The organism is uncultured Algibacter sp., from assembly GCF_905480415.1.
GTDB lineage: Bacteria > Bacteroidota > Bacteroidia > Flavobacteriales > Flavobacteriaceae > Algibacter_B.
In genome coordinates this window covers 1-13,539 of sequence record NZ_CAJQQI010000046.1, presented here as the reverse complement: position 1 = coordinate 13,539, position 13,539 = coordinate 1, and the positions used below count along the sequence as shown (strand labels likewise).

General features: G+C 33.4%; 12 protein-coding genes and 1 pseudogene. 11 read left to right on the top strand and 2 right to left on the bottom strand.

Annotated features, from left to right (window positions below; all coding sequences use genetic code 11):
- The 9 genes from QZ260_RS03800 to QZ260_RS03760 all read left to right on the top strand — a co-directional run.
- The coding region (locus QZ260_RS03800) for a T9SS type A sorting domain-containing protein (protein WP_295982891.1) at positions 1–258 on the top strand (258 nt) is incomplete at its 5' end.
- Between the two features lie 113 nt (positions 259–371).
- Positions 372–848, top strand: a complete 477-nt coding sequence (locus QZ260_RS03795) for a cupin domain-containing protein (RefSeq protein WP_295982888.1) — start codon at positions 372–374, stop codon at positions 846–848.
- A gap of 266 nt (positions 849–1,114) precedes the next feature.
- Complete coding sequence (locus tag QZ260_RS03790; RefSeq protein WP_295982886.1) at positions 1,115–3,061, top strand: glycoside hydrolase family 3 N-terminal domain-containing protein; 1,947 nt, start codon at positions 1,115–1,117, stop codon at positions 3,059–3,061.
- Between the two features lie 205 nt (positions 3,062–3,266).
- On the top strand, positions 3,267–3,611 hold the full coding sequence (locus QZ260_RS03785) for a hypothetical protein (RefSeq protein ID WP_295982884.1): 345 nt from the start codon (positions 3,267–3,269) through the stop codon (positions 3,609–3,611).
- A 212-nt stretch (positions 3,612–3,823) separates the two neighbouring features.
- Positions 3,824–5,065 carry an NADH:flavin oxidoreductase/NADH oxidase family protein gene (locus QZ260_RS03780; protein ID WP_295982881.1) on the top strand — a complete coding sequence of 414 codons (1,242 nt, stop codon included), beginning with the start codon at positions 3,824–3,826 and terminating at the stop codon, positions 5,063–5,065.
- Between the two features lie 244 nt (positions 5,066–5,309).
- On the top strand, positions 5,310–5,666 hold the full coding sequence (locus QZ260_RS03775) for a Dabb family protein (RefSeq protein ID WP_295982878.1): 357 nt from the start codon (positions 5,310–5,312) through the stop codon (positions 5,664–5,666).
- 121 nt (positions 5,667–5,787) lie between these two features.
- On the top strand, positions 5,788–6,234 hold the full coding sequence (locus QZ260_RS03770; protein ID WP_295982876.1) for a GNAT family N-acetyltransferase: 447 nt from the start codon (positions 5,788–5,790) through the stop codon (positions 6,232–6,234).
- A gap of 158 nt (positions 6,235–6,392) precedes the next feature.
- Positions 6,393–8,129, top strand: a complete 1,737-nt coding sequence (locus QZ260_RS03765; RefSeq protein WP_295982874.1) for an amidohydrolase — start codon at positions 6,393–6,395, stop codon at positions 8,127–8,129.
- Positions 8,130–8,236: 107 nt separating this feature from the next.
- Positions 8,237–8,557: a DUF3784 domain-containing protein gene (locus tag QZ260_RS03760; protein ID WP_295982872.1), complete on the top strand. Its 321-nt coding sequence runs from the start codon at positions 8,237–8,239 to the stop codon at positions 8,555–8,557.
- A 229-nt stretch (positions 8,558–8,786) separates the two neighbouring features.
- Here QZ260_RS03760 and glyA read toward each other — a convergent pair whose 3' ends face one another.
- Positions 8,787–10,058, bottom strand: a complete 1,272-nt coding sequence (gene glyA / locus QZ260_RS03755) for a serine hydroxymethyltransferase (protein ID WP_295982869.1) — start codon at positions 10,056–10,058, stop codon at positions 8,787–8,789.
- A gap of 202 nt (positions 10,059–10,260) precedes the next feature.
- Between glyA and fahA the strand changes: the two genes are divergently transcribed.
- Positions 10,261–11,544: a fumarylacetoacetase gene (fahA, locus tag QZ260_RS03750; protein ID WP_295982866.1), complete on the top strand. Its 1,284-nt coding sequence runs from the start codon at positions 10,261–10,263 to the stop codon at positions 11,542–11,544.
- A gap of 441 nt (positions 11,545–11,985) precedes the next feature.
- Positions 11,986–13,164 carry a hypothetical protein gene (locus QZ260_RS03745; protein ID WP_295982864.1) on the top strand — a complete coding sequence of 393 codons (1,179 nt, stop codon included), beginning with the start codon at positions 11,986–11,988 and terminating at the stop codon, positions 13,162–13,164.
- Positions 13,165–13,245: 81 nt separating this feature from the next.
- Here QZ260_RS03745 and QZ260_RS03740 read toward each other — a convergent pair.
- A pseudogene (locus QZ260_RS03740) lies at positions 13,246–13,539 on the bottom strand (lytic transglycosylase F); the annotation flags it as partial.

Genomic DNA, 13,539 nt, shown 5'->3' with positions numbered 1-13,539 from the left:
TCAACTGAAAATACAACTGAAAATTATAGAGAAAATATATTACTATACCCTAATCCTTCTTCAGGAATCTTAAATATCCGGACCAACCACACATTTACTCCTTCAATCAAAATATATAATTTAATTGGTGAGTTGGTCTTTTCTGAGGACAATTTGAGCCCAAATAGCCAAATTACATTAAATCAACCGCCAGGAATATATATGATAGTTATTAAAACCAACCGTTCAACTTCTACATCAAAGTTGATTATAAAATAAAAACGATTTGCTAACAAAACCTAAACCGCATTGAAACGCAGTTTAGCCAAACCGTTTTACGCAAGCATAAAACTCCGAATAAACAAGAAAAATAAAACTTTAAAAAATATAAAATGAAAAATACAATTTGCTTCCTGTTAATTTTAGCCTCTATATCTGTATTTTCCCAAAATTCTGAATATGCGGTCTCCTCTTATCTAACAGAGGGTGCAAAAGCACCAAATACTCACTATATAGGAGAAGCTTGGTTGAATGCCATTATTCACGATGACAAAGAATTGGGTTATAACATTACAAAGGCAACCTTTAAAGCCAACTCAACCTTGGATTGGCATAAACATAATTCTGCACAAGTCTTAATAATTGTAGATGGAGAAGCCTATTATCAGGAGAGAGGAAATGAGCCTGTTATTTTGAAAGAAGGTGATGTAATTAAATGTGAGAAAGATATCGAACATTGGCATTCTTCCACCAAGTTCAGTGATGTAACGTATTTGGCTTTATATGGTGCTGGACAACCAACTACTTGGACTGAAGTAGTAGCACAAGAATATTACGATGACGTAGCTGAAGAGCTAAAAAATAATTGATGATTATCAAAGTTTATATATCAAGACACTTAAACTAAAAAACCAGCGTACAACAACGGCTATAATTAATGCGGGGTTTAGGTTTTAAGCCAAGGTCTGTGTATATTTATAAGGTCGCAAAATCATTAGGATTTTGCTTTAGACAAGAAAAAATTAAAACAAAACAAAAAGATTTTGCTATGAGCTTGGCGGAATGAAAATCGCTTCTCTGCTCCCCACACTAACCATAGCCAAACCGTTACCAGCAATAAGGAAAAATAAACAAAATGAATAAATCAACCCTCCTTTTTTTAGGGCTTACAATATTATTAGGCTGTAAACAGTCAAATAAAGAACAAAAAGGCAATCAATTTTCTGAATTACTGAAAATTAAATCTCAAATATTTATTGAAAAAGATGGTATTAAGTTTAGAGATTTGAACAAAAATCAAAAACTTGATATTTATGAAGATTTAAGTCAACCAACTGAGGCTAGATTAGAAAATTTATTAAGCCAAATGACTTTAGAAGAAAAAGCAGGAATAATGTTCATCAATGGGGCCCCCGTTAGTAAAGATGCTAAACCTGATGGAAATTTTGAACTTACAGGTCCTGCAGCTAGAATGCCTTCCATTGTTGAAAATATAAAGACACGTATGATGACCCATTTTAACATTTGGGATATTCCTTCTGAACCGATTATTTTCGCCAAATGGTATAATAATTCACAACAGGTCGCCGAAAACACCAGGTTGGGTATTCCAATAACTATTGCATCGGACCCTAGACATCATCTAGGAAAAAATGTCATAGGTATGGCATCTTCAGGATTTAGTCAGTTCTGTGAAATGCCTGGTTTTGCTGCAATTGGAAACGAAGAATTGGTTAGTGAATTTGCAGATGTTGTTCGTAGAGAATATATGGCAATTGGTATTAGAGAGGCTCTACATCCACAAATTGACTTGGCAACAGAACCTCGGTGGGCAAGAATAAGTGGGAATTTTAGTGAAGATGCAGATTTAACCGCTAGATTAGTAAAACCCTACATTTATGGGTTACAAGGCAAGTCTCTTAAAGATGGTGTAGCTTGTATGACCAAGCACTTTCCAGGTGGAGGGGCACAGAAAGAAGGTTTAGATCCACATTTTTCATTTCAAAAAGGGCAAATCTATCCAGGAAACAATTTTAATTATCACCTTATTCCATTTGAAGCAGCTTTCGAAGTTAACACCGCTGCAATCATGCCATATTACGGTGTGCCAATAGACCAAACGGACGAAAATGTTGCAATGTCTTATAACAAAACTATTATTACTACACTTTTAAGAGAAAAATATAAGTACAATGGAGTAGTATGTACTGATTGGGGCTTAATTACGGATGTACCATTTGGACCAGATGTTATATGGAAAGCAAGAGCTTGGGGAGTTGAAGATTTAAGTGACGAAGAAAGAGTTTTTAAAATTATTGACGCTGGTTGTGATCAATTTGGGGGAGAAAGTAGAACAGAATTAATAATACAACTAGTTAGCAAAGGAAAAATATCTGAAGAACGAATTGACCAATCAGTAAGGCGCTTATTAAAACAGAAATTTGATTTAGGTTTATTTGATAACCCTTTTGTTGATGAAACTAAGGTGACCGAAATTATTGGCACTGAAACTTCAATAAAATTAGGCGAAAAAACACAGCAAATCTCGATGACACTTTTAAAAAATGACAACTCTGTCTTACCTTTATCACAAAATATACTAAAAGTTTATATTAAAAATATTGATAGTACGACCGTTTCTAATTATGCGAAAATTGTAACTAATCCAGAAGAAGCCGATTTTGCTATTATTAGATTAAATGCGCCTTGGTATCCAGTGGATACAAAAAACTCTTTTGCAGCATCTTTTCATCACGGCGACTTAGATTTTAAAGGCGATAAAAAAGAGCACATTTTAAAATTACTTAAAACTGTTCCAACCATAGTTAATCTTTATTTAGACAGACCTGCAGTTATACCAGAGATTACCCAACTAGCAGCTTCTGTTATTGTAGATTACGGCTCGAGTGACAAATCTGTATGTGAAGTTATTTTTGGAAATGTCGAGCCTCAAGGAAAATTACCTTTTGAATTACCTTCATCTATGCAAGCTGTTAAAAATCAAAAAACTGATATGCCTTATGACAGTGAAAATCCTTTGTTTGAATTTGGCTTTGGATTAGAATACCAAATGAAACAATAATTGATAGAAATAACTTTGAGCAACAACGTATAAAATTAATTGCTAGTACTAGCCTACTTACGAAAGCCCTCCCGGACTTTCTATCTGGTTTGTATTGGCTAAATTAGGTACTTAAAACACACAACTATCAATACACCAAACTTAACAAACAGTAAAAACAATGAAAATAAGATATAAAAAGAAAAGATTAAAATTCTACTTAATTATGACTATTCTTTGGTTAATATTTGTAGTGTTTAATTTAATCTCTAATGATTTCGGAGAGTGGACTGCGTATACTTGGTTGGGAATTTCTGTAATGTATATAGCAATATATTCATTTGATTATTTCAACCAATATTTGACAATTCAAAACAATGTAATTAAGGAAAATCATCTTTTCGGAAAGAAAATAAATCTGAATGAAATAAAACGGATTAAAAAATTTGCTGGAGATTATATTCTACAAACTGATAAAACTGAATTAACAATCAATACTCAAATAATTGACCAAAATTCACTTACGGAATTAAATGCCGAACTTGAAAAACTGAATGTGGAATGGACCTAAAAACCGTTTGCCAACGCCATATAAAATTTATGCTAATTTTAAAGAAAAATTGTAAAACCAAAACAACCAACTAACATTTGTACTAGACTGAAAATCCTACGGATTTTAAGCCGCACAAATCTTATACAATACCTTTAGGCACAAGCGAATTGTGAGTTATAACATACTATAATAAATTGAATTTTATTTAAAACACTTTTACAACTAATCCCATGAATGTATTACAAGAAGAAAAGATTTTACCAAATGGAGTAATCCTAAGCAATAGGATTGCTAAATCAGCAATGAGCGAAAATTTATCTAACAAACATCATGAGCCAACACCTATTCTGATAAATGCATATAAAACATGGGCTCAAAGTGGTGCAGGATTATTGATTACTGGAAACATTATGATTGATTCGGAGGCAATTGGAGAACCACGAAATGTAGTTGTTAAAAATAGAAAAAATATTGAAATGCTTAAAGAATGGGCTGAAAGTGTAAAAGGCACAAATACGAATTTATGGGCTCAGATAAACCATCCTGGCAGACAAGCTATGGAGCAAATTAACAGCAGTTTAAAAGCGCCTTCTGCTGTACCTCTAAAAACTGGTGGAAGAAAAAAAACAACAAAAAAAGTACCTAAGGTTTTAAGTGAAAGTGAGATTCTAGAAATCATTGAAGCTTTTGCCAACACATCCATTATATTAAAAGAAGCAGGCTTTTCAGGAATTCAGATTCATGGTGCACATGGTTATTTAGTTAGTCAATTTTTATCGCCCTATACAAATATTAGAAAAGATAAATGGGGAGGAACCTTAGAAAATAGATCCAGATTTGTTGTTGAAGTTTATAGAAAAATTAGAGAACGCGTAGGAGAAAATTTTCCTGTTGGAATTAAATTAAACTCTTCAGACTTTCAAAAAGGTGGGTTTTCAGAAGAAGAATCAATGGAAGTTGTCAAAACCCTTTCAAAGGAAGGAATTGATTTAATAGAAATATCAGGAGGAACATATGAAGCTCCAGCAATGATGGGAAAACGCAAAGAGAGCACAATAAAAAGAGAAGCTTATTTTATCGATTATATTGAGAAAGTGAGAAAAATAACAAATACTCCTTTAATGTTAACAGGAGGATTTCGTACTACTTCAGTGATGCGAAGTGCCATTGCTTCTAATAAATTAGATATTATTGGAATTGCTAGACCTTTTGCTGTGTTCCCTAATATTGGGAACGAAATATTTAATGAAAGTCGAGCTAATTTTACAACAAAAATTAAAAAAACAGGAGTAAAAGCAATTGATGGAATGATGAATATAATATGGTATGAATCACAAATAAAACGAATAGGACAAAGAAAAAAACCTAACCTTGAGTTAAGTGGATGGTCTGTCTTTTTTAAATATTTATGGCTAATAATAGAGCATAAACTAATAAGTAAAACAAAAAAGAAAGTGTCTAAAAACGTATAAAAACAATTACTTAATTGTAGTATTAACCAAAGGTTGTCGCAAGTTTATTAGGTCTGATTTTTCTACTGAAAACCCTCCTTTGTAAATACGTAACTATTATTATACTAACCGCTGTAAAGTATTAGAACATTATATCAAATTTACATTAAACAAAATGTTGCTAAAACTATAATAATATATAACCTTAACAGATATGAAAAATAATATTTTATTACTATTTACCTTAATTTTATTTAGTAGTTGTATGAATAGAACAGATAATGCTAAGAGCAATACGCCTACTGCAAACAAAATTACTGAGCAGTTACGTCATGTAGTTCTGTTTAAATTTACAGAAGCCTCTACCTCTGCTGATATTCAAAAAGTGGAAGCTGCCTTTATCGATTTACCTTCTAAAATAAAAGAAATAAAAAAATTTGAATGGGGCTTAAATAATAGTCCAGAAGGACTAAATAAAGGATTTACTCATTGTTTTTTTGTAACTTTTAATAGTGAGGAAGAAAGATCCATATACCTTCCTCATCCCGCACATATAGCATTTGTGAATGTTTTAAGCTCGCATTTGGAAGATGTGTTGGTATTGGATTATTGGGCTAAATAATTTTGGATGCTTAATATATTTGAATGAATATCAAACAAGAATATCCAAAAAATCCGACTCCCAAAAAGATGCACTTTTTAAATATAATAACGTTGTACGTCATTTTAGCTTACTCAAAAATATGATAGAAATAATAAGGACAGACTCTCAAAATTTAGAATTTAAAAAACTTGTACAATTACTGAATTCTGACCTTGCAAAGAGGGATGGAAAAATTCATCCTCTATCTCAATTTAATAATATCTCCAGTATTAAATATGTTATTTTAGTAATGAAAAAAGACAAGGCAATTGGTTGCGGAGCTATTTCTAAATACGACAATAACTCTATGGAAATCAAAAGAATGTATGTTTCTCCAGAAGCTAGAGGCCAAAGAATTGGAGAAAAAATTTTATTAGAGTTAGAAAATTGGTCTCGAGAATTAGGAAATACTAAATGTTTACTTTTTATGGGCTCAAAACAACCTGAAGCAAGTAAACTATATCAACGAAATAATTACGATTTAATTGAGAAATACGGTAAATTAAAGGCTATTCCCGACAGTATCTGTCTTGCAAAAGATTTATAATAAAAATAACGAACTTAAGACACGTATAATTAATGGCTTGGTTTTAGCGTACTTAAGAAAATCCTCGAAGATTTTCTATTTGGTTAGTATTTGTTAAATTAGTAGCCTAAACAAAGCAACGAAATCAGGTACGAACCTTTAGCAATCAACACTACATTATGAAACAACGCATTAGTAATCTGCTTGCATACTTAGCCTTAACACTATTTATTATCAGTTGCTTTGAAGCCAAAAATACTGCACTAGACAATAATCAGATTCTATATTTTGGAGGAGATATTCTCACCATGCAGGGAACTGAACCTAATTATGTTGAAGCAATCGTAACAAATGCAGATTCTATAGTATTTATTGGAAGACTTTCTGAATCTAAAGAGCTATTTCCTTCAGTAAGAGAAGTAAATCTTAATGGAAAAACCTTATTACCAGGCTTTATAGATGCACATGCTCATTTCGCTGGATTTCCAAGTCAATCAATAGGCGCGCAAATTCTGCCACCCCCAGATGCTGGGGCAAACAATATCAGTTCACTAATTAAAATATTAAAAGCTTGGTCGACTCCTGAAAACATTCAACTCACTGGGTGGATATTCGGGATGGGATTTGATGATTCAGTGTTAGCAGAAAAGAGGTTTCCTACGAAAGAGGACTTGGATAAAGTATCAACAGAACATCCGGTTATGATTATACATATCTCCGGTCACTTTTGCGTTGTGAATAGCAAGGGTTTGGAATTATTAGATATTACTTCGGAAACTCCTAATCCCGAAGGTGGCATAATTAGGAGAATTTCTGGAACAGAAGAACCTAATGGAGTATTAGAAGAATTAGCTGCAATTCCTATTATGCCTATGGTATTAGGTCCAAAGAGTGAAGAAGCCTTAAAATCATTTCTAATATCTGGTCAAGATATGGCTTTATCCTACGGCTACACGACAGTCCAAGAAGGGAGAGCAATGCCAAGTTCTCATCTTTTTTTAGAGCATGCTGCAATGACTAATTTCTTAAAATTAGATGTGGTGAGCTACATTGATTACTCTGTTGCTGATTCTTTACTAAATACTGATTGGTATAGCTCCTCTTATAAAAATCATTACAGAATTGGAGGAGTGAAGCTCACACTAGATGGATCTCCACAAGGCAGAACAGCATGGAGAACCCTACCCTACCTAATCGCTCCAGATGGCGCAGAGGAAGGGTATTTAGGATATCCAGCTATACCAAATGATAAAGATGTTGAAGATATATATGAAAATGCTTTTCGAAATAATTGGCAAATACATACTCATGCAAATGGAGATGCCGCGATGGATCAAATGATTAGAACCCTAAAAAAGGTAACTAATAAATATGGAAATGAAGGTAGAAGGGATGTTCTGATTCATGGCCAATATGTAAGAGAAGATCAGCTAGATGAATTTAAAAACTTAGACATTATCGCTTCACTATTTCCATTACACACCTTTTACTGGGGTGATTGGCATAAGGAATTAATCGGTGATAGCTTAGGTAATAAAATAAGCCCCACTAGAACAGCCTTAAACAAAGGTTTAAAAATTACCATCCATACGGATGCTCCTGTGGCCTTACCAAATTTGATGCGAGTAATATGGACTGCTACGAATCGAGTGTCAAGATCCGGAAATATCATAGGCGAAAACGAAAGATTAACCCCTTATGAAGCATTAAAATGCATTACCGAATGGTCCGCCTATCAGCATTTTGAAGAAGAAAGTAAAGGCACTTTAGAGGTGGGTAAACTAGCAGACCTAGTCATTCTTGATTCAAATCCTATAAAAGTTGACATAGAAAACATCAAAAACATTGTTGTGCTTCAAACGATAAAAGAAGGCTCCACAGTTTACAAAAAGGAAACAGTTGCAAACATAAAATAAACGGCATTACAACGACTGTTTATTCAAACCGTTGGGGCATTTAATGAAACTGCATATAACAGAAAAAAAATATAAAATAAACTGACCGAATTTTAAAATAAAAAAATATGATTGGAGTAGCAATTCTTTTTATCGTTCTCGGAATTTTAATAAAGTACGGAAAAATGTATTTTCTAATTGCTGGATATAATACTATGCCGAAAGAAGAAAAAGAAAAATACAATATCGAAGGAATAGCAACTGTATTTAGGAATGTAATGTTCGGAATGGCTTTAATCATAGTCGTTGGGTACTTCATTGCTAGATTAACTGAAAATCCGAATATTCAAAATTATGCTTTTTGGACTTCTATGATTATTGGAATACCATACTTGTTAATTGAGTCGAACTCAAAAAAACATAAAAAAAATCAAGAAAAAACAGATTAAATTCTAAGTTAGCAAATAATTGCGTTAGTGATTGAGGCATTAGTTGGAGCTACTCGCAGAGAGGGACAGCCGAAGGCCCGACCCTTGTGGATACCTACCTACCGGCAGGCAGTTTACCAAAAAAATAAAAAACCCCACACAAAGCAGGATTTTCTTGTAAACCCAAAGTTCTTTTAGGCTACTATATTTTATTGATGAGCTACTGAAATAAATTCAGCATAACGCTGCACTATACAAATAAAGGTTTATCCTTCATCATAGCATTTACTTTTTCTTTAACGTTAGCCAGAATTGCTTCATCTTCAAAGTTAGTAATCACTTCATCAACCAAATCTACAATAGTTACCATATCAGATTCATTTAAACCACGCGTTGTAATTGCGGCAGTTCCTAAACGAATACCTGAGGTTACAAATGGCGATTTATCATCAAAAGGCACCATGTTTTTGTTTACCGTAATATCTGCTTTTACTAGAGCGTTTTCAGCATCTTTACCAGAAAGGTTTTTGTTACGCAAATCAATTAACATACAATGGTTGTCTGTTCCGTTAGAAATGATCTTATAGTTTTTAGCAACCAAAGCATCGGCCATAGTAGATGCATTCTTTTTAACTTGCAATTGATAGGTTAAAAAATCATCTGTTAATGCTTCACCAAAAGCTATGGCTTTAGCAGCAATAATATGTTCTAAAGGGCCACCTTGATTTCCTGGAAAAACAGCTGAATCTAATAAAGAAGACATTTTACGTAAGTTTCCATTTTTAAGCGTGATACCAAATGGGTTTTCAAAATCTTGTCCCATCATAATCATGCCACCTCTTGGACCTCTTAATGTTTTATGTGTTGTAGTGGTCACAATATGACAATGTGGAAGAGGATCGTTTAAAATCCCTTTTGTAATTAATCCTGCGGGGTGTGAAATATCTGCGAGCAATATCGCACCAACACTATCAGCAATAACTCTAAAACGTTCAAAATCTAAATCGCGAGAATATGCCGAAGCTCCTGCTATAATTAATTTTGGTTGCTCTTTTGTAGCAATCTCTTGAATTTTATCATAATTTAAAACACCTGTCTCCTCCTCTACGCCATAAAATACTGGATTGTAAAGTTTACCAGAAAAATTTACTGGCGACCCGTGCGTTAAATGCCCACCGTGAGACAAATCGAACCCTAAAATTTTATCACCAGGTTTTAAACATGCATGATACACTGCTGTATTAGCCTGACTTCCAGAATGTGGTTGTACATTTGCATAAGCAGCCCCAAATAATGTTTTTGCTCTATCTATAGCAATTTGTTCTACTTCATCAACCACTTCGCAACCGCCATAATAACGCTTTCCTGGGTAGCCTTCAGCATATTTATTAGTTAACACAGAGCCTGCAGCTTCCATAACTTGGTCGCTTACAAAATTTTCTGATGCAATAAGCTCAATACCATGAAGTTGGCGTTCTTTTTCTGCTTCAATAAGTTCAAAAATTTGTTCGTCGCGTTGCATAAAATAGTGTTCTAGTTAAATTAAGGTGCAAAAATAGCAAATAGATTAGTTATTAGTATTAAAAAACACAGTTTTACTTCTAAGTTTTCAACGGTTTATTAACGATTAACGTTTAAGCATATTTTATATGTTTTTTTCCGTTAAAATAAAAAAAATGTGTACGTTTGATAAGAATTCAATAATTAAAACTTAAAATATCGTTATGCCATTATCCGCTAATAATCCAGATAGATCCTCGTGGTTACACGTTGGTAAAAGTTCAGACTTTCCTATTCAGAACATTCCTTTTGGTGTGTTTTTAACTCGTGATGATATTATTACCATTGGAACCCGTATTGGAGACACCGCTATAGATTTAGGTGCATTACACCAATTAGGGTATTTTGAAGGCATTCCATTAACCGATGATATTTTTCTTCAAGACACACTAAATGATTTTATTGCAGACGGTAGAAAAACATGGCGTACCGTTAGAAATAGAATTGCTGAGATTTTTGATGCCAATAACGATACTTTAAAAAATAATAATAAGCATAAAGAAACTATTCTGTTTCGTTTAGATGAAATTGAAATGAAGCTCCCAGTACAGATTGGTGATTATACTGATTTTTACTCAAGTATAGAGCACGCAACCAATGTTGGCACTATGTTTAGAGATCCTGATAATGCCTTGTTACCAAACTGGTTGCATATTCCAGTGGGCTATCATGGCAGAAGCTCATCTATTATACCATCTGGAATCCCAATTCATAGACCAAACGGACAAACACTTCCAAACGGTGCTTCTGAACCCGTTTTTGGACCTAGTAGATTGGTAGATTTTGAATTAGAAATGGCTTTTATTACCACTGATGCTAATGATTTGGGAGAGCCTATCCCAATTGCTGAAGCTGAAGAATATATTTTTGGATTGGTTTTACTGAATGATTGGAGCGCTAGAGATATTCAGAAATGGGAATACGTGCCTTTAGGTCCTTTTTTAGCTAAGAATTTTGCATCTTCTATTTCACCTTGGATTGTAACTTTAGATGCGTTAGAGCCCTATAAAGTTGAAAGTCCAAAACCTCTAAAAAAACAATTAGAATACCTTCAATTTAAAGGTAAAAAGAGTTATGATATTAATTTAGAAGTCGCTATTCAACCAAAAGGTGCCAAGGAAACCTTAGTTAGCAACTCTAACTTCAAATATATGTATTGGAATATGGCGCAACAACTAGCACATCATACTGTAAATGGTTGCCCAGTAAATTCTGGAGATATGATGGGAAGCGGAACAATTTCTGGCCCAACCGAAGATAGTTACGGGTCTATGTTAGAACTAACATGGAGAGGTGAAAAGCCCCTTAAAATGAAAGATGGTACCGAACGCAAATTCATCAATGATAATGATACCGTTATTATGCGCGGACATTGCGAAAAAGATGGTACTCGTATTGGTTTTGGCGAAGTTTCTACTCAATTATTACCTGTTTACAACAAGAAATAAATTAAACTTTTTACTGTGTTTTGGGCGTCTGCCTGCCAGTAGGCAGGTTTCCCTATTAGGTCGGGCTTTGCGCTATATCTTTCTGAGAAGCAGTCCCGAACTAGCTTCGGGATCTCGCTATTAATAAAAACCTCGTTTCAAATAATAGGCTTGGTATTCGAAGCTACTCAAAAGGTTAAGACTATCGAGAGATAATCGAACGGATGCAATCCCTAACGCAAGCAACTTACTAAAGTCAATTCCAAACTACATAATTTTATATCTTCTGTATAAATCTGTCCTTAGCAAAATAGACACGTCGACATTAAAAACTGTAAGATTAATTCTATATAAATACATATATTCAAACACTTTATCGGTTTTATTAGTATTTCATGTGTAGTGTTTGTATTTTGGCACCACTATTGATTTAGTATCCCAAATAACCAAAACTTTTGACCTATGAAAAAACTACTACTACTTTCAGTTGTATTTTTATTGCTAATAGCTTGTAACACAAAAAAGCAAGTTGAAATTGCAGTTAATTCTGGTAATTACGACCGTGCGATAAACACGGCACTTGATAAGCTAAGAAAGAATAAAGATAAAAAGCGTAATTACGATTATATAATCATGCTTCAAGATGCCTATTACAAAGTGGCTGAACGCGATTTAGAGACTATTAAACATCTTAAAAAAGACAACAATCCCGAAACATTCAGAAACATCTACGAGCTCTATTTAGATTTAGATGCGAGACAGGAAGCTATAAAACCTATTTTGCCATTAAACATTAATGGAAAAAATATTCCGTTTACGTTTAACGATTATAGTAATGACATTATAGGCTCTAAAACGCAACTCGCAGATTATTTATATGAAAAAGGTTTAGATCTTTTAGAATCTGATGATAAACATATTATTAGACAAGCACATAGCGAGTTATCGTATTTAGATCGTATCAGTCCTAATTACGAGAATACTAGAGACCTACTAGCGGAAGCTCATGAACGTGGAAAAGATCATATTTTAGTATCTGTACATAACGATACGCAACAAGTAATACCGCAGCGTTTAGAAGTGGAGTTATTAAACTTTGATACTTATGGCTTAAATAAGTTTTGGAGTGAATATCACGCTAATAAAGTACCAAATCTTAACTATGATTATGCCATGCACCTTAATTTAAAGCAAATTGATGTGTCTCCAGAACGTGTTAACCAACGTGAGTTTTTAAGAGAAAAAGAAGTTGTCGATGGTTGGGAATACGAAAAAGATAGTAATGGTAATGTGGTAAAAGACAGTTTAGGAAACGATATTAAGTTTGAAAAAATCATTAAAGTTAGAGGACGTCTATATGAAACCATACAAACCAAAACTGCAGAAGTTATTGCCGATGTGGTGTATATTGATACCCAAAACAACCAACCTATTGATACTTTTACCATAGATAGTGGTTTTGTATTCGAGCATATTTTTGCAAGATATAAAGGAGATAAACGTGCGTTAATTAAAAACGACAGACAATTGTTGAATAAAAGACGTCTCCCCTTCCCAAGTAACGAACAAATGGTATTTGATACTGGTGAAGATTTAAAACTACAGTTGAAGAATATTATTAATTCTTATGCTGTGAGATGATTCATAAAAAACCTCCCAAAATTAATTTTGGGAGGTTTTTTTATGAATTAAAGTAAACTATGGTTTATCATTAACAAGTAGTCATTCATTGATAAACTGAACGTAATGTTGGTACCTTTCAAATATTTGTTTCACGTAATTATAAGGCTCTAAACCACGAACATAACCATATTTCACAATTGGATTATTATAATACTCAGGCTTGCTTAGTTTTAAAACCATAGTTTCAACATGATCATCCCAAACATCTTTTTTTAAACCTTCAATTTCTGCTAATCTTTGTGCGTCAAAAACATGACCCATACCACAATTATATGATGCCATTGCAAATTTGGTTCGTTGAATAGAATCCGGAATATGTTCAAAATTCTTCCA